Origin of the sequence: Algoriphagus oliviformis (genome assembly GCF_017254915.1) — a bacterium.
Taxonomy (GTDB): domain Bacteria; phylum Bacteroidota; class Bacteroidia; order Cytophagales; family Cyclobacteriaceae; genus Algoriphagus; species Algoriphagus oliviformis.
Genome location: NZ_JAFKCT010000016.1, coordinates 1 through 17,565, shown reverse-complemented (window position 1 = coordinate 17,565; position 17,565 = coordinate 1). Strand labels below are relative to the sequence as shown.

Here is a 17,565-nt window from a genome sequence, read left to right as displayed (position 1 = left end):
CTGCGACTGCCGACTGCACACTGAATACTGCCAACTTATCACTGATTCACCCAACCTTCTCAATATCCGCCTCTGAGTACCTCGGCGTTCCGCCTTTTTGCGTAGCGACAAATGCCCCCAGTCTACAGGCGAAATCCAGAATCTCCTCGGGGGCTTTTTCCTCCAGATAGGTTTTGATAAATCCGCTGAGGAAGGCATCTCCCGCGCCAATGGAGTCCTGCACCTGCACGCTGTAGCCGGGATGCTCAAACAGCTTTCCTTTCTGGTAGATCACTGCGCCCTTGGCTCCGCGAGTCACACATATGATCTCCATGGGATAGTGTTGGTCGAGGTAAAAGCAGAGGTCTTCGATGGTCGCTTCGGTCTCGAAGTAGTCGGCAAATATTTCCAGCTCGTCCTCGTTGATCTTCAGGATGTCCGCAAAGCCGAGCAAGGTCTCGATCACCTCGAAATCATAAAATGGAGGTCGGAGGTTGGCATCAAACACACGCAGGGTAGGGTGATGCAGCAGTCGGATCAGGGTTTTGAGGCTTTCGGGATTGCGAACGCCCAGGGTGCCGAAGACGAAGGCGTCTGCCTCCTCGACTGCCCGGTCGTTTTCCTCATTCCAAGCCACAAAGTCCCAGGCGACTGGAGAGACGATGGTGTACTTGATGTTTTCCGGGTCAGAGTCGTCCACGAGCACCTTGGAAGTGTCATGGTTTGGCTTGATCTGGATCAGGTCTAGGGGAAGGCCGAAGTCCGCCAGAAAGCCGCTGAGTTTTTCCCCGTCTTCATCTTTGCCCACAGCCGAGATCAGGCGGGAGCTCAGGCCCAGCTGGTGCAGGTTGAGGGCCACATTCATAGGAGCACCGCCGGCGACGGGTCCAGAGGGGAGGCAGTCCCAGAGCATCTCCCCAAATATCACGACATGATCACGCATGGCTTTTTTGTAAGTCTTTTTGAATTTCCTCCAGCGAGCGGCCTTTGGTCTCAGGCATCTTAAACATCACCCAGAGCAGCTGCCAGACCATCATCGCGCAGAAAAACGCGAAGATATAGCCCGGACCAAAACTGTTGGCAAAGAAGGGAAAAACGTTGGCGATAAGCGCGGCAAGAATCCAGTGGGTAAACGATCCCAGGGACTGTCCATAGGCACGCAGCTCGTTGGGAAACATCTCGGAGATAAAGACCCAGATCACCGCGCCCTGTCCCACGGCATGCGAGGCGATGAAGCCAAAGACGAAGATCGGCAGCCAAAAACCCGGAATGCCCGGACCGAGGAAGTTGTAGGCCATCAGGGAAAGCGAGATGATGTAACCCAAAGAGCCGATGTACATGAGGACTTTTCTGCCAAGCCTGTCGATGAGGTAGAGGCCAAGAAAGGTCGCAAACAGGTTGATCAAGCCGATCCCTACGGTGGAGATCAAGGCGCTCTCTGTCGAAATCCCGGCCATTTCAAAGATCCTGGGGGCAAAGTAGATGATCGCGTTGATGCCGGAGACTTGGTTGAAAAAGGCGATCATCACTGCCAGCATGGTGCTGGAGAAGAACCGTTTTGAGAACAGCGTTCCGAAACCTGCCTTTTGCTTCATGCTTTTTTCCTCCTCCAGAGCCAGGCGAATCGCTTCGTCCACGCCCTCAGAGTCGGTCTTGCTGAGGATCTCCCGGGCTTTGTCCAAGTCGTTGAACTTAGCAATAAGCCAGCGTGGGCTCTCGGGGATCCGGAAAATCATCACACTATAGATCAACGCGGGGATACCCTCGACTCCCAGCATCCAGCGCCAGTCCTCTGCCAACCCGGCGGTACCGATCAGGTAGTTGGACAGGTAGGCCATCACGATCCCAAAGACGATGTTGAACTGGTACAAGGCAACCAGGAGACCGCGGTTTTTGGCAGGTGCGATCTCGGAGATGTACATCGGGGCGACCACCGAGGAGGCGCCTACTCCCAGGCCGCCCAAAAATCGAAACAGGGTAAAAGAGGTGAAGTCCCAGGCGAGAGCCGATCCCAGCGCGGACACGAGGTAGAAGACGCCGATCCACAGGAGACTTTGCTTCCTGCCCCACTTGTCGGCGGGGATCCCGCCAAAAAGCGCGCCGATCACTGTGCCATATAGCGCCGAGGCAATGGCTAGTCCGTGCATCCAGTCGCTGAGCTGCCAGACTTCCTGGATGTCGCGCTCGGCGCCCGAGATGACGGCTGTATCAAAGCCAAATAAAAAGCCGCCCAAAGCGGCTGTGATGGAAACGAAAAAGGCGTATCTATTGGAAGGCATGGGGGATTTTGGGACTATTGTTTCACTAAACTAAGGAGAAGGATCACAATTCAAAACCCCGCTCCCCTTAATTTTCTTATATTCGCGGGCATTAAAACAGGCACATTCCAGGCTTTTCTTTTGCCCCTGTTTCTTCCAATCGGCTACCATAGACCCAAAAATATGACTTTCCCTACTGAGGTGTACAAGCCCCAAAACCACATCCGTATCGTCACCGCAGCGTCGCTTTTTGACGGGCACGACGCGGCGATCAACATCATGCGAAGGATCATCCAGTCCACGGGCTGCGAGGTGATCCACCTTGGCCACAACCGCTCCGTGCAGGAGATCGTGGACTGTGCGATCCAAGAAGACGTGCAGGCCATCGCCATCACTTCCTATCAGGGCGGCCACGTGGAGTTTTTCAAATACATGTATGATCTACTCGGCGAGCGGGGCGCTGCGCACATAAAGATCTTTGGCGGAGGAGGGGGGACCATCCTGCCCGAGGAGATCAAAGAGCTGCATGGCTATGGCATCACCCGCATCTATTCCCCCGACGACGGACGCGCGATGGGATTGCAGGGCATGATCAACGACATGGTGAAGCGTTGTGATTTCGCAGTGGGAGATGAGCTGCCGGAGGGGTTTTCCCTGGGAAAAGAACACAAAGAACACGTCGCACGGGCGATTTCCGCTTTTGAAAACTTTCCGGAAAAGTCCGTTACTCTACTAGACTCCGTGCGGGAGCAAAGCAAAAAATCGACCACGCCCGTGCTCGGGATCACCGGAACCGGAGGAGCCGGAAAGTCTTCCCTAGTCGATGAATTGGTCAGAAGATTTCTGCTTGATTTTGAAGATAAAACGCTGGCAATCATTTCAGTGGATCCATCCAAAAGAAAAACCGGTGGAGCACTGCTCGGCGACCGTATCCGGATGAATTCCATCCATCATCCCCGCGTGTTTATGCGCTCCCTGGCGACTCGCCAGTCCAATCTCGCCCTGTCCCGATACGTGCAGGATGCCGTGGATACGGTGAAGGCGGCAGGCTATGACCTGGTCATCTTGGAGACATCCGGGATCGGACAGTCCGATACGGAGATCACGGAGCACAGCGACCTGTCGCTCTACGTGATGACACCGGAGTATGGCGCCGCGTCGCAGTTGGAGAAGATCGACATGTTGGACTTTGCCGATGTGATCGCGCTCAACAAGTTTGACAAGCGTGGGGCGCTTGACGCCATCCGCGATGTGAAAAAGCAGTACAAGCGCAACCACAACCTCTGGGATATCGCCGATGAGCAGATTCCCGTCTTTGGCACCATCGCCTCACAGTTTAATGATCCGGGCATGAACCAGCTCTACCGTGCCGTGATGGGAAAAGTAAACGAGAAGTTTGACGGATGGGAGAGTAGCTCGGACTTGGCCGCTGGCAGTTCGGAGAAAATCTACATCATCCCACCCGCCCGTACCCGCTACCTGAGCGAGATCACCGAGACCAACCGGAGCTACGACGCTTGGGTGGAGGAGCAAAAGGAAATCGCCCAGCAGCTCTACAGCATCCAAAAATCCATCGAGACCATCCAGTCTGCGCGAGTCGCTGATGCGGATCGACTCGTGAAGGAGCTCCAGGAAGTGTATGCCCAGGTGGAGCTCAGCCTGGATCCCAAAAACAAGAAGTGGCTGGAAGAATGGCCCGCTGAGGCGGCCAAGTATGGAGAGGATTTCTACGTCTTCAAGGTTCGCGACAAGGAAATCAAGATCAAAACCTATTCGACCTCCCTTTCCAACTCGAGGGTTTCCAAGGTGGCTTTGCCCAAGTTTGAGGCTTGGGGCGAGCTGCTGAAGTGGGGACTGCGGGAAAATTTGCCGGGGAAGTTTCCGTACACGGCTGGGGTTTTTCCTTTCAAAAGAGAGGGAGAAGACCCTACCCGCATGTTTGCAGGTGAGGGCGGTCCGGAGCGTACCAACAAGCGTTTTCACTATGTGTCTGCCGGTATGCCGGCGAAGCGCCTTTCCACCGCTTTTGACTCGGTGACCCTCTATGGCGAAGACCCAGACTACCGTCCCGATATCTATGGCAAGATCGGCAACTCCGGTGTGAACGTCTGCTGCCTCGACGATGCCAAAAAGCTCTATTCGGGCTTCAACCTCGTCGATCCCATGACCTCGGTGTCCATGACCATCAATGGCCCTGCGGCCACGATGACGGCCTTTTTCATGAATGCGGCCATAGATCAGCAATGCGAAGTCTATATCAAAGCCAATGGACTGGAAGAAGAGGTGGAGGAGAAAATCACGGCTATTTATAAGAAAAAAGGGCTGAAGAGACCCAAATACAACGCAGCCATTCCAGAAGGAAACAACGGGCTTGGCCTGATGCTGCTCGGTGTGACGGGCGACCAAGTCTTGCCGCTGGAGGTGTATGAAAAGATCAAAGCTGACACGGTTTCCAAGGTACGGGGAACAGTGCAGGCGGATATCCTGAAAGAAGACCAAGCGCAGAATACCTGCATCTTTTCCACGGAGTTTTCACTCCGGCTGATGGGAGACGTGCAGCAGTATTTCATCGAGCAGAACGTGCGAAACTTCTACTCGGTCTCCATCTCCGGGTATCATATCGCCGAGGCCGGAGCCAATCCCATCACGCAGCTGGCGCTGACGCTTTCCAACGGGTTTACCTACGTGGAATACTACGTCTCCCGTGGCATGAACGTGAATGACTTTGCGCCCAACCTATCCTTCTTTTTCTCCAACGGAGTCGATCCAGAATATGCAGTGATCGGTCGCGTGGCCAGAAGGATCTGGGCCAAAGCCATGAAGCTGAAGTACGGCGCCAACGAGCGCTCGCAGATGCTGAAGTACCACATCCAGACTTCCGGCCGCTCCCTACACGCGCAGGAGATCGACTTCAACGACATCCGTACCACGCTGCAGGCACTCTATGCGATCTATGACAACTGCAACTCGCTCCATACCAATGCCTATGACGAGGCAATCACCACGCCTACTGAAGCATCCGTTCGTCGTGCGATGGCGATCCAGTTGATTATCAATAAAGAATTGGGTCTGGCGAAAAACGAGAATCCGCTACAGGGAGCCTTCATTATCGAGGAGCTGACTGACTTGGTGGAGGAAGCCGTCTATGTGGAATTTGACCGGATTACCGAGCGGGGAGGTGTACTCGGCGCGATGGAGACCATGTATCAGCGGGGCAAAATCCAGGAGGAAAGCCTGCACTACGAGATGCTGAAGCACACCGGAGAGTTCCCGATCATCGGGGTCAATACCTTTCTTTCTTCCGAGGGCTCGCCCACAGTCACGCCGGGTGAAGTCATCCGCGCCAATCCGGACGAAAAAGAAGCCCAAATCGAGACGCTGAGGAACTTACATCAGACCTACGAAGGTTTGGAGACAGAGCTGCTCAAGGAGCTCCAAAATGCGGCCGTGAAAAACGAAAACGTCTTCACCCAGCTCATGGAGGCTTCCAAGCGATGCTCTTTGGGACAGATCACCCACGCGCTCTATGAAGTGGGGGGGCAGTATAGAAGGAATATGTGATGGGATTGAAAAATTGAAATATTGCAAAATTTGAAAATTGCTGAGCTGAAACAATAATTGAGAACCAAAAAGAAATGCGGGTGTGAGGTCGGCGGCTTCGGCTTTATGCTCAGAAGATGAAACGACCTCGTATTTCGTAAATCGCAAATCGTAATTCTAACAATGGCAAATAAGCGAAATGTCACCGTCCGCATGAAGGCGGATATGGAGTATGAAGCCCTCAACCTGCAGGGTAACCTGGTCAACATCGACATGTATGACCCCGAGCACAAGAAAGCCCAATCCCCAATGGATTTGCTGCTTTCTGCTTTGGGAGGCTGCGCATCTGTGGATGCCGTACTGATGATGAAGAAAAAGCGCAGGGAGATCGTCGACTTCTACGTGGAAGTGGAAGGTGTCCGAAACGACGGCGTGCCGGCCTTTTTCACCGACATTGAGCTGACTTTTGTGCTGGTGTCGCCCAATGCTACCGAGGAGGAATTTGCCAAGGTCGTGGCGCTCTCCGTGGACAAATACTGCTCCGTGGCTTCCTCGCTGAAGTCCAACATCACCTACAAGTCCGTAGTCAAAAAGCCGGAATGAGGGTAGTCAAGGAAATGACCCGGGAGGAAGTGCGCGTGAGCATTTTCTCCTGGAACAACAAGTATATCCTCAAGTATGAGCTGGGGCCGATGGAGCAGACCTTCAAGCTCAGCGAACTTGATGTAGTGGAGGAGCAGGATTTGGACGCATTTCTCGAGGGTCAATTTTTTGAAAAAGTAAAGGAGAGATTTGACGAAATGGGAAGATCTTTTCGTTCGCAGCTGGAAAATCTCTAATTTCCCTGAAAACGGATTGACACATGCGTCTTTTTAGAGTACGCTTTTTTGTTCTTGCCATGATCGCCTTGGTGATGGGCTGTAGTGCCCCGGAAGAGGAGATCCCGGAGGAGAATTTTCAAAAGCTGGAGCTATTGATAAAGAGGATGGTGCAGCAGGGAGGCGCTCTGGCCGAGGACCTGGACACCGTCGCGCACTACTATGAATATCTCCTGACCAGGAAGGATTCCATTAGGGAGCACTCCCGGCCTAGTCCTTATCGATTTGTGGGAGGCATTTCCACCAACCTGCCCGGGCAGGACTCTTCCCTCAGCTCGGTGATCTTGCTCAACTCGACTCCTGACCGCAAAAAGGCGGAAGAACAGGTCGTCCTCACCAATTTTCTGGACAGTGTTTTTGCGGCGTTCATGAGGCGAAACCCCATGGCCGTGCAGATCTACTCCAACTCTTCCATGCAGGTAAGCAGGGTATATCCTACCTATGATGTGAGGAATATCGTCGATATCAACTTGGACGTGACGGCCTTCAATTTCTATTATGAAGCGGATTTCGACCACAATCCTTCCAAGGGCCTGGTATGGATACCGGAGGCGTATGTAGATCCGGCCGGCAAAGGCTGGATTCTTTCCCTGGTGCATCCCATCTATGACGGGGATGAGCTTTTTGCCGTGCTTGGCGTGGACTACACCGTCAGCGATATCATCCAACACTACCTAGACTCGGTGGAGGGGGAGTTTATTCTGGTCAACTCTAAAGGTGACATCGTCGCGGGAAAAGCTGAAGCGATCGAATCCCTGAGCATGCCCCCGCTCAAAAACCACGTGTACCGTGAGACGGTCCATTCAGACTACTTTAGGATTTCCGACTTCAACCTGTTCAGCAGCAAAAGCCGGGAAGTGAGAGAGATGGCACAGCATTTTCTGCTGGAGAAGAAGGACAGGTTTGAATTCCAGGAAGAAGCCAATCTCCACTGGGCGATCTGCGTGCCATTTGTTGGAGTGGATTGGTTTCTTGTAGAAGTGTTTCCCAATCACTGATGGCAAAAAATCTCATTGGCCGCGCCAATTTTTGGATGATCTCCATCACTGGGACACTGCTGGTGGTGCTGGTGATTGCCTTGGGCTTCAGCTTCTTCAATGCCATCTATTTTTCCCAAATGGATTCCCGTCGGGAATTTTTGATCAACCAGACCGAGCTGGCCGCCAGGGGATTGGAGGTGGATCTCAACCGCTTCAAAGAGGAGTCCAAGATACTGGTGTCGTTTTTGGAAGATCCAGACCTGGATGAGGACGATTTCAAGGACGAGTTTACGGTCATCGTCCGGCGGACGTTTACGAGCTATCCGGGAATGATGGATTCGGTGGTCGTGGACATGAAGGATTCCATTTTGGTCTTTGAGATGACCGACACCAACGATTTCATCCGAAAGCGCTATCAAGGTGATTTTCCCAACAAAGTGGAAAGCTCCCAGCTTTTGGCTACGGGAAAAGAGGGCTTCCGAATCCTGTACACTCTGGACGTGCCAGCGTATAGCAAGGAATATGTGACGAATTTCTACCTCGATCCCGGAGGGGAAAAGTACCTGCTCTTCGAGTCGGATCTTATTCCTCTAGGCCAGCGGTCGAGAGAAGGAGCTGTCATCCTCGATGATACTGATCTCAGCCGGGTCAGATCCGATATCCGGCTCGGGCTGAAGGGTTTTTATGAGGTAGAATGGCTGAAGGAGGGTGAGTCCTTTTCCGGTATCTTGGCGCAATATCCATTTTCCTATGCCAATTCGGATGCAGCGGCCTCCCTGCTTTTTCTCGTGCCTCTGGAGGGCCTCACTTCGGGGATCTACAGCACCTATTTTCTGCTGTTTCTAGGCATCGTGGTACTTCTGATTGGTACCGTGGCGTTTTTTATCATTTCACTCAAAGGGAATGTGGACTCCATCCGCGTCCAGGAGGAAAACCTACAGGAAATATCCCGGCTCTTTGACCAGCAAAACCTCCTGTTGCAGGAGATGAAGGGGTTTGTGTTTTTTCATGACCATCGCGGGGAGATTACCAAGGTCTCGGATGAAGTAGAGGAAGTACTGGGACACACGAGACAGGAGTTTTTTGATGCGTTTAAGGTTGGTTCCACCCACGCCCAAGCCAATCTGGTCAAGGAGGAGACGGTCAAGGCGCTGACGGAAGGCAGGCACCTGATCGAGCTGGAGTATGACTTCGTGAAGCCCAACGGCGAAAAAATCAGAATCAAGATCTTTGAAAAGCTGATTTTTGACGAGCAAGGAAGGCTCTCCGGGGGCATGGGGATTGGCACGGATATCACCTCCCAGTTTCTCGCGCGCCAGGAGCTCGTGCAGAGCGAAAACAGGCTACGAAGCCTCATCAGCAATATACCCGACACGATTTTCATCTATGACAATGCGGGCGTCGTGTTGGACTTTCATGTCCAGGACAAAAAAAACCTGCTGGAGGCTTCCAAACTGACCGTGGGCAAGTCTCTGGAGGAGTTTGTGCCACATGGGCAGGCAGACGCCGTGGTGAAGACGTTCAAGAGGGCCAGGGACACCAACAGCATACAGACCATGGACGTGGTATGGCACACGGCACTGGGGGACAAGCACTATGAGATGCGATTTTTCCCCTTGGATGAAAAGCAGATCATGTCCATCTCAAAGGACATCACCGGACAGAAAATATGGGAGAAAGGCCTGGTCGAAGCCATGAACGCCGCTGACCAGGCTAGCCGCGCCAAATCCGACTTCCTCGCCAACATGAGCCACGAGATCCGCACACCCATGAACGGGCTGCTGGGGATCATCGACCTGCTGGAAAGCACCAACCTCAACCGAATCCAAAAGCAGTACGTCGAGATCATCAAAAACTCAGGAAACTCCCTGCTAAACATCATCCGGGACATCCTCGACTACTCAAAAATCGAATCGGGGAAGATCGAGATCATTCCGGTGACCTTCGACGCGGTGGAGGAACTGAAGGATCAGGTGAAGATCCTCTCCGGGCTGGCTGGGAAAAAGAAAATCAAGCTGGAGCTGACTTACGGAGAGTTTGACCATACCGTGGTGGAGGCAGACAAGGGGAAAATCAACCAAATCCTACTGAACCTGATCGGCAATGCGATCAAGTTTACGCCGGAAGGTGGCGCGGTGCGGGTGAGGATGGATTTGAGTTCAGTTGACGAATTTTTTCAGTTTCTCACGTTCAGCGTGGAGGATACCGGCATCGGCATCCCTCAGGCGCATTTGGAGCATCTCGCGGATCCTTTTTACCAGGTGGAGACCTCCAACACGCGGGCTTATCAGGGTACGGGGCTGGGCTTGGCGATTGCAAAGAAGATCGTGGAGCTGATGGGCGGGCAGCTGGAAATCTCCAGCGAACTGGGCAAGGGCTCTGTTTTTAAGTTTTCCGTCATCGTCAAGAGGGTGGAGCAGGATATAGTCCCGCAGGAAACCGACGAGCTGACCTGGCGGGATATCCGCGAGATGGGCACGGAGTTTCCGCTCCGGATTCTTTTGGCAGAGGACAACGACCTGAATCTTCAGCTGATGACTTTGATGTTTCAGCAGCTGGGCTTTGAGTTTGAAGTGGCGCACAATGGCGTGGAGGCGGTGGAAAAGGTGAAAAACCAGGATTTTGACGTGGTCTTGATGGATGTGCAGATGCCCCTGAAAAATGGACTGGAGGCCACCCGAGAGATCAGAACGCTGCCCGGCAAGGAAAACCTGGTGATCATCGGGCTTTCGGCCAACGTATTTGAAGAAGACGAAAAGAAGGCCATGGAGTCGGGTATGAACGACTACCTCACCAAACCCATCCGGCTGGCTCTCCTGGCGGACAGGCTGGAGTTTTACTACAGAAAAGTAAGGGAAAGGGCGGAGTGAGCTTGCCGGTAATCAGTAGGCGGTAGGCAGTGGGCAGTTTGCAGACTGCCTACTGATCACTGCCTACTGCCTGCTAGAGATCGCTGCGAAGGTCAAACTCCTCCAGATAGTCTGCCACTCGGCGCACAAACATGCCACCCAGAGCCCCGTCCACCACGCGATGGTCGTAGGAGTGGGAGAGGAACATCTTGTGCCGGATGGCGATCACGTCTCCGGTGGGCGTCTCTACCACGGCGGGCTTTTTGACGATGGCTCCCACGGCCATGATGGCCACCTGGGGTTGCGGGATGATAGGGGTGCCCATCACATTGCCAAAGGAACCCACATTGGATACAGTGTACGTGCCGCCGGCGAGATCGTCGGCAGTCAGCTTGTTGTTTCTGGCGCGGTTGGCCAGGTCGTTTACTTTTTTGGATATACCGACCAGGTTGAGCTGATCGACGTTTTTGATCACGGGCACGATCAGGTTGCCGGAGGGCAACGCCACGGCCATGCCGATGTTGATGTCTTTCTTTTTGATGATTCGGTCACCGTCCACGGAGATGTTGATCATCGGGAAGTCGCGTATCGCGCGGGCGATGGCCTCGATGAAAAAGGGTGTAAAGGTAATCCCTTCGCCATATTTTGCGCGATAGGCATCTTTGTGCTTTTCTCTCCAGAGGACGATGTTGGTCATGTCAGCCTCTACGAAAGAGGTGACGTGCGCGGAGATGCGCTTGGAATCGACCATACGCTGGGCGATCATCTTGCGCATACGGTCCATCTCGATGATCTCGTCCGTTGCCGAGATGCTGACTTGGACTTTCGGCTCGGAAATGGATGGAGCGGAGGGCGCAGCGGCGGGGCTTTGCGATCTGTTTTTGACGTAGGCCAGCATGTCTTCCTTGGTGACGCGCTGGTCTTTGCCGGTTCCGGGGATTTTGGACAGCTCGGCTTTGCTGATGCCTTCTTCCTTGGCGATGTTTTTTACCAAGGGGGAATAAAAGCGTCCGTCATCGGATTTTTCCTCTACCTGTGGCTCGGGCTGTGCGAGGATGCTGCCGGTATTTTCCGGCGCTGCGGCTACGAGTTCTTCTTTTTCCGTTTTCGGTGCGCTGGGAGTTTCGGTCTTTGCGGTTCCGTTTTCGGAGCTGGTCTCGATCAAAGCTATGGGCGCACCCACGGCGATTACCTCTCCTTCTTTGGCAAGGATCTTTTTCAAAATCCCGCCATGGGTGGCAGGAACCTCGGTGTCCACCTTGTCGGTGGCGACTTCGAGTACCGACTCATCCTGCTCGATGGAGTCGCCTTCCTTCTTGAGCCAGGTGAGGATGGTGCCTTCTATAATACTTTCGCCCATTTTGGGCATCAGCATTTCTACACTTGCCATAGCTATTGAGGTAATTTAATTGGGTTTAAATTCAAGTTTTAAAATTAAATTTTATACGACTTCCGCCCAAACCCTAAATGTAAAATTTTATTTGTTGTCTTGATTGAGGCAAATCCTTAGCAAATTCAAAACGGCAACGCCCGTCAATTGAATATTCAGCAAGCGATCCTGGCTCAATTGGAGTTTTTTGGTCTCGACAAAACCCGCTCCCGCACAGGCGATCCAGACCGTTCCGACCGGTTTTTCCTCCGTGCCACCGTCAGGACCGGCTATTCCGCTGCTGGCTAGGCCAATGTCCGACCCAAACAAACTTCGGACTCCGCTGGACATTTCCCTCACTGTCTCCTCGCTCACCGCCCCGTGGCTGGCAAGCGTTTCGGCCTTCACTCCCAGGATGTTTTCCTTAAACTGGTTGTGGTAGGGGACTACCGAGCCGTTGAAGTAAGCGGAACTTCCTGCGATGCTCGTGACCAGGTGGGAAATGTAGCCTCCAGAGCAGCTTTCGGCCAAAGCTAAAGTTTTCCCTGACTTCTTCAAAAGATTTCCGATGGCGGATTCCAGGCTCTCCTCGTCGTAGCCGTACACATAGCTGGCGATCCGGGGCATGACCAATGCGATCTGTTCGGCGACTTCCGAGGCGAGCTTTGCCTTGTCATTGCCAAAAGCCGTGAGCCTCAGGCGCACCTGTCCCAAAGAGGGAAGGTATGCCAGTTTGATGTGCTCCGGCAGTGCGTTTTCCCAGTCCCGGATCAGATCTGCCAGCCAGCTCTCGCCGATTCCCACCGTCTTCACGACCCGGTGGTAGATCACAGGCAGCTCAAAAATCTCCGGCAGCTTGGGGAGGACAAAGTCCTTCATGAGCTTTTTCATCTCGTGCGGCACGCCAGGCATGGACATCCAATAGGCGCCGTTTTGCTCAAACCACATCCCCGGAGCCGTGCCGACCTCATTGGGGACATAGGTGCAGCAGGAGGGAAGGTGGCCCTGCAGTACGTTGAGCGGGGTGATCTCCCGACCCCGCTTTTGGAAGAAGGCCGTGACCGCGGCCACCGCCTCGGGAAACTCCACCACGCCGCAGCCGAAGTACTCGGCCAGCAGGGGCTTGGTCAGGTCGTCTTGGGTCGGGCCGAGGCCTCCGGTGATCAGGATGAGGTCGGCGCGCTTTTCCGCCTCGGCAAATGCGGTGAGGATGTCCGTCCGGTTGTCGCCAACGGTGGTTTTTCTCACGACTTTCACCCCCACCAGATCCAGCTCTTGGCTGATCCAGTGCGAGTTGGTATCCATGATTTGGCCATAGAGCAGTTCGTCTCCTATGGCGATGATTTCGGCTTTGATGAGTTGCATCTATCGGACTTTGGCTTTTCGGATGATTTTTGAGAAAAGGGAGGGAAGGAAGCGCTTGAGGTAGATGGCCATGGTCTCTTTTCCCCCGATGTAAACTTCCTCCTTGCGGCCACGGATGGCGGAGAAGATCTGGTTTGCGCATTCCTCCGGACTCATGCCTTTGGCTTGTGCTTCGTCCATCTGGCCAAGGGCTGAGCCGTCAGCCGTGATGGCATTGACGGAGACGTTGGTACGGATGAAGCCCGGGCAGATCATCGTGACGGCGATGTGGTCGCCGTGGTGCTCCGCCCGGAGCGTGTCAAAGAAGCCGTGCAAAGCATGCTTGGAAGCGGCATAGGAGGAGCGGTAGGGGGATTCGATCTTTCCGACCAAGGAACTGATGACCGCGAAGTGGCCGGTTTTTCTTGAGATAAAATGCGGAAGTAAGGCCTTGGTCAGGGCGATGGTGCCAAAGAAATTGACCTCCATCAGCTTGCGGTCTATCTCCAGTCCTGTCTCGCGGATGAGGGAGCGCTGGCTGATGCCGCCATTGTGCAGGACGACGTCGATCTGCCCGAATTGTGCCAAGGCTTGGCTCACTTTTGCTTCGAAAGAATCGATCTCCGTCAAGTCCAGGGGCAAGACCAAGACATCTTCCGGGTGGGCGCACTCGCTTTTGACACGTTCCAGTTCGGGCTCTTTTCTGGCAGAAATGATGACGCGATAGCCCTCTTTTGAAAACTTTTTGGCCGCGGCCTCCCCAATGCCGGAGGAAGCCCCGGTGATCCAGATGACGTTTTTGCTCATGGTTTGGCGGTTTTTTCGTAGGTCACAAAGGAGTAGGCATACTCGTTTTTCTCATCTGCGGGATGGCTTTCCCTTCCCGTTTCCCTCCAGATGTGGGGATCAATCTCCGGGAAAAAGGTGTCCCCTTCGGGTTTGGCTTCTACCTCGGTCACCTCGAGTCGGTCGCAGAGCCGGATCGTCTCGGCATAGATCTGTCCGCCTCCGATGACGTAGAGCTCGTCCACCCCAACCTTGTTGGAATGGATGAAAGCATCCTCGACGGAGGAAAAGACATAGTGTCCCTCCGGAACGGTAAAGTCTGGGTTTCGGGTGATGACCAAGTGGGTTCGGTTGGGCAGGGGCTTGCCCAGGGATTCGTAAGTCTTTCGGCCCATCAGGATATGGTGGCCGGTGGTGAGGTTTTTAAAACGCTTGAGATCAGCGGAAAGCTTCCAGATGAGCTGGTTGTCTTTGCCAATGACGTTGTTTTTCGCTTTGGCTACGATGAGTATGATCTTCACAGGGCTTCAAAGTTTGGCCTGAATTTACCAGTCTTTGAAGAGTAAAAAATGAAAAAGGGTAGAAAAACTACCCTTTTTGCCGATTACTTGCCGCCTCCCGACATCATGTTGGGATAGTCGGACATCTGGAATTTCCTCGGGCTGTCGGTCTCCAGTTCGACTACCTTCATGTCCGTGACTGCGCCGTCTTTGTCGGTGAAGACCATTTCCATGAAGCTGCCCTTGGGGGCGTTGGAAAACATGGAGCTGTAGCGCTCGATAGTCTTGTCGGAGACCATGGGGTTGCTCTGGGGGGAAAACATCGAGAATCCTTCTATCGGCTCCTCGGTGACCCAGTATTGTCCATCTCCATCTTCGGTTTTCACCAGGTATTCCTCGCAGGTATAGCCCAGGATGGTTTTGGTGTTTCCGGTCTTGGTGATTTCGTAGTCGGGTTGTTCCAGTTGCTCTTCGGCCTCCTCGTCCACCATGCCCTGCAGCTTGTCGTAGTTAAGCTTCATGGCCATGCTCGATTTGTTTCCTTTGTCTTCCAGCAGCATCACCATCGCTTGGTTTTTGGTGTCCATGATGGTCGTGGTAGTGGTGCTGGGCTGCTTCGGATCGCTGAAACTCATGCCCATAAACTCGGTGCCCGAGGACAGCAGGTACTGCATCCGCACGGGTTCCTCCGATTTGCCCTTCTTGTCCGTGGCGGTCACTTCCATGACCATGTAGCCGGTGAAGGAATATTCTGACTCCGTCGGAGCGGGCTGCATCATGCCGCCAAACATGCCGTCCAAGGCGTCACTTGTAGCTTTTTCGGTGGATTCACGGGTCTTTTTGGTCACCGCGTTTTCCGCTCCCTGCTGGGCTGCTTGTTGGATTTTTTTCAAAATCTGGGCTTCCGAGGGCATCGCAATCATCGCTCCAGCCAAAAACAGGATACTTAAAACTGACTTTTTCATAGTGTTAGATTTAAAAATTTACCCCAATTTCCTAAAAATCACCGGGATTTTAAAATAGTTGGCTGTTTGCAGTCTGCGGGGATCAGTGGGCAGATATCCAGTAGGCAGTATGCAGAAACCACTGCTCACTGCATTCTGCCTACTGCAGACTGGGATTTACAGCTTCAGTCCCCGCAGCAAATCCTCGGTTTTCATCCGCTTTTTGCCTTCGAGCTGCAGTTCCAGAATGTCCAAGGAGCCCGAGCCTGTTTGAAAACGGAGGAACGTCTTTCCATCGGAGCTCCATTCTCCGGCCTCCTTGCCTGGGATATCCTTGGCGGAAAGCGCTGATTTGAAAACTTTGCAGGTCTTGCCTTGGAACTCCGTCCAGGCGGCAGGATAGGGGGAAAGGCCACGGATCAGGTTGTGGATGGATTCGGCAGACTTGGTCCAGTCGATCTTGCCTGTTTCCTTGAAGATTTTTGGGGCGTGGTGGATGGCCTTGGACTCGTCTTGGACGGTGGGAGTCACTTCGTCTTTGGAGATGGCATCGACCGTCTTGACAACCAGTTCGGCGCCGATGGTCATCAGTTTTTCATAGACTGTTCCCAAGTCATCCTCTTCCAGAATCTGGATTTTTTCCTGGAAAATGATGCTTCCCGTATCGATCTCATGCTTGAGGAAAAAGGTCGTGACACCGGTTTCCTTCTCCCCGTTGATGATGGCCCAGTTGATGGGAGCGGCGCCGCGGTAGTTGGGCAGGAGGGAAGCGTGCAGGTTGAAGGTGCCGAGGGGCGGCATATTCCAGACAGCCTCGGGCAGCATGCGGAAGGCCACCACGATCTGCAGATCTGCCTGTAGGTCTCGCAACTCTTGCTGGAACTCGAGGTTTTTCAGATTGGTGGGCTGGAGGATGTGGAGGCCCAGCTTTTCGGCGGCTTCCTTCACGGGAGAACCTACCAGCTTTTGGCCGCGACCTTGGGGTTTGTCGGGAGCGGTGATGACGGCGACCACGTTCCAGCCGTTTTCCACGAGCTTTTCCAAGGCAGGCACGGCAAATTCCGGCGTGCCCATGTAGATAATGCGGAGGTCTTTTCCTTTGGCTTCAGTATTCGACATTCGGAGAGTAAGATTTGAAATTCGGGGTTCGAAATTCGAGATTTCGGTACCCTAAAGGTATTGGCTGTTTTTGAGAGGTCGGCATTTTAGCAGGAGATTTCAGTTGGGTAGTGGTACTAACCACTTGTCTTATTAATCGCTCGTTCCTCGGGATTTGCAATCCCGAGGTATTTCTGGAGGATTTTTAATCCTTGGGAGAACCGGATTAATCTTTCGACACTCTTTTATCTCTATCACCTATTTCATCCATTCATTAAATGAGAAAATCGGTATCGTATCACCTTCAGAGGATTTGATGTAAAACTTTCTGCCTCCGGAAAACGGTGTTGTGTACAATTCGATCAATAGGGAGTGAGGCTGGATCTTTCCGTTTCTGGCTTCGATCAGTAAAGTTCCACGAGAAAGTAGCTGAGCAATGAAAAAATCATTCTCAAAGCTCTCCAGGCTGTCCAAATTTTCGTTTTCAGCCACTATTCTTGCAAGTTCTTGATACGGATCGATCTCAAAAGGAAATGCGTTGCTTTGTTCTAGACTCCTGATTTTTTTGTTTATCCTTTTTAAAAACGACTTTTTTTCCAAAACAAAGTCAAAATCGGCAACAGAAAATGGGTAGCCGTCTTGACGGAACGTCACAGGCTTTTTCTCGAAATACCTTGATACGACCTCAAAGCTCGAATCGAAGCCGTCATCTGAGACTCCTTTGAGATCGATGTAGTTTTTTTTGAGCGTTGTTTTATCGATTCGTACTGTTTCTATTCTCAATGTGTCACCGTAATTCTCGATTTTGGTTTGGGGGGTAAAGCTTGTGACTTTGGAAATCTGACTTTTGCAATTGGCGAAAAATATCAACAGAACTATGATGGAGACTGATGTTCTCATTATTTGGCAAACACTTTTTAAGATTAACTGAGTAGGATTTCAAATCCTAGGATACCGCTTCGAAATTGCGAATTCCGAAGAGCTGGTTGTTTCCAAGGAATTTCATTCTATTTCAATCCTTTTTTGTTCTATCCTCCCTT

The 17,565-nt window shown here is 52.8% G+C and carries 14 protein-coding genes; 5 read left to right on the top strand and 9 right to left on the bottom strand.

What is annotated here, in order from left to right:
* Positions 1 to 46 precede the first annotated feature (46 nt).
* Positions 47 to 922, bottom strand: a complete 876-nt coding sequence (locus J0A68_RS21730; protein WP_206580363.1) for a carbohydrate kinase family protein — start codon at positions 920 to 922, stop codon at positions 47 to 49.
* Positions 915 to 2,276 carry a sugar porter family MFS transporter gene (locus J0A68_RS21725; protein ID WP_317195145.1) on the bottom strand — a complete coding sequence of 454 codons (1,362 nt, stop codon included), beginning with the start codon at positions 2,274 to 2,276 and terminating at the stop codon, positions 915 to 917. Before J0A68_RS21725 ends, J0A68_RS21730 begins: the two co-directional genes overlap by 8 nt.
* Positions 2,277 to 2,420: 144 nt before the next feature.
* On the opposite strand from J0A68_RS21725, the gene J0A68_RS21720 reads away from it, so the two are divergent.
* The 5 genes from J0A68_RS21720 to J0A68_RS21700 all read left to right on the top strand — a co-directional run bounded on the left by J0A68_RS21720 (position 2,421) and on the right by J0A68_RS21700 (position 10,505).
* The gene (locus J0A68_RS21720; protein ID WP_206580361.1) at positions 2,421 to 5,798 is read left to right on the top strand and encodes a methylmalonyl-CoA mutase family protein; all 3,378 of its coding nucleotides are present in this window, start codon (positions 2,421 to 2,423) and stop codon (positions 5,796 to 5,798) included.
* Positions 5,799 to 5,960: 162 nt separating this feature from the next.
* On the top strand, positions 5,961 to 6,380 hold the full coding sequence (locus tag J0A68_RS21715) for an OsmC family protein (RefSeq protein ID WP_236025718.1): 420 nt from the start codon (positions 5,961 to 5,963) through the stop codon (positions 6,378 to 6,380).
* Positions 6,377 to 6,616 carry a hypothetical protein gene (locus tag J0A68_RS21710; RefSeq protein ID WP_206580360.1) on the top strand — a complete coding sequence of 80 codons (240 nt, stop codon included), beginning with the start codon at positions 6,377 to 6,379 and terminating at the stop codon, positions 6,614 to 6,616. The genes J0A68_RS21715 and J0A68_RS21710 overlap by 4 nt, the downstream gene beginning before the upstream one ends.
* 23 nt (positions 6,617 to 6,639) lie before the next feature.
* On the top strand, positions 6,640 to 7,653 hold the full coding sequence (locus J0A68_RS21705; RefSeq protein WP_206580359.1) for a PDC sensor domain-containing protein: 1,014 nt from the start codon (positions 6,640 to 6,642) through the stop codon (positions 7,651 to 7,653).
* Positions 7,653 to 10,505, top strand: a complete 2,853-nt coding sequence (locus J0A68_RS21700) for a PAS domain-containing hybrid sensor histidine kinase/response regulator (protein ID WP_206580358.1) — start codon at positions 7,653 to 7,655, stop codon at positions 10,503 to 10,505. Before J0A68_RS21705 ends, J0A68_RS21700 begins: the two co-directional genes overlap by 1 nt.
* 73 nt (positions 10,506 to 10,578) lie before the next feature.
* Here the strand turns inward: J0A68_RS21700 and J0A68_RS21695 are convergent, their stop codons facing one another.
* The 7 genes from J0A68_RS21695 to J0A68_RS21665 all read right to left on the bottom strand — a co-directional run bounded on the left by J0A68_RS21695 (position 10,579) and on the right by J0A68_RS21665 (position 17,425).
* Entirely contained in the window at positions 10,579 to 11,874 is a 1,296-nt protein-coding gene (locus tag J0A68_RS21695; protein WP_206580357.1) for a dihydrolipoamide acetyltransferase family protein, read from the bottom strand.
* A gap of 87 nt (positions 11,875 to 11,961) precedes the next feature.
* Positions 11,962 to 13,218: a competence/damage-inducible protein A gene (locus tag J0A68_RS21690; protein WP_206580356.1), complete on the bottom strand. Its 1,257-nt coding sequence runs from the start codon at positions 13,216 to 13,218 to the stop codon at positions 11,962 to 11,964.
* The gene (locus J0A68_RS21685) at positions 13,219 to 14,004 is read right to left on the bottom strand and encodes an SDR family oxidoreductase (protein WP_206580355.1); all 786 of its coding nucleotides are present in this window, start codon (positions 14,002 to 14,004) and stop codon (positions 13,219 to 13,221) included.
* On the bottom strand, positions 14,001 to 14,504 hold the full coding sequence (locus tag J0A68_RS21680; RefSeq protein ID WP_206580354.1) for a dihydrofolate reductase: 504 nt from the start codon (positions 14,502 to 14,504) through the stop codon (positions 14,001 to 14,003). Before J0A68_RS21680 ends, J0A68_RS21685 begins: the two co-directional genes overlap by 4 nt.
* Positions 14,505 to 14,587: 83 nt before the next feature.
* Entirely contained in the window at positions 14,588 to 15,448 is an 861-nt protein-coding gene (locus J0A68_RS21675; RefSeq protein ID WP_206580353.1) for a DUF4412 domain-containing protein, read from the bottom strand.
* Between the two features lie 156 nt (positions 15,449 to 15,604).
* A complete protein-coding gene (gene fmt, locus J0A68_RS21670) occupies positions 15,605 to 16,546 on the bottom strand; it encodes a methionyl-tRNA formyltransferase (RefSeq protein WP_206580352.1) in 942 nt (313 codons plus the stop codon).
* 237 nt (positions 16,547 to 16,783) lie between these two features.
* On the bottom strand, positions 16,784 to 17,425 hold the full coding sequence (locus tag J0A68_RS21665; RefSeq protein ID WP_206580351.1) for a hypothetical protein: 642 nt from the start codon (positions 17,423 to 17,425) through the stop codon (positions 16,784 to 16,786).
* Between the last annotated feature and the right edge of the window lie 140 nt (positions 17,426 to 17,565).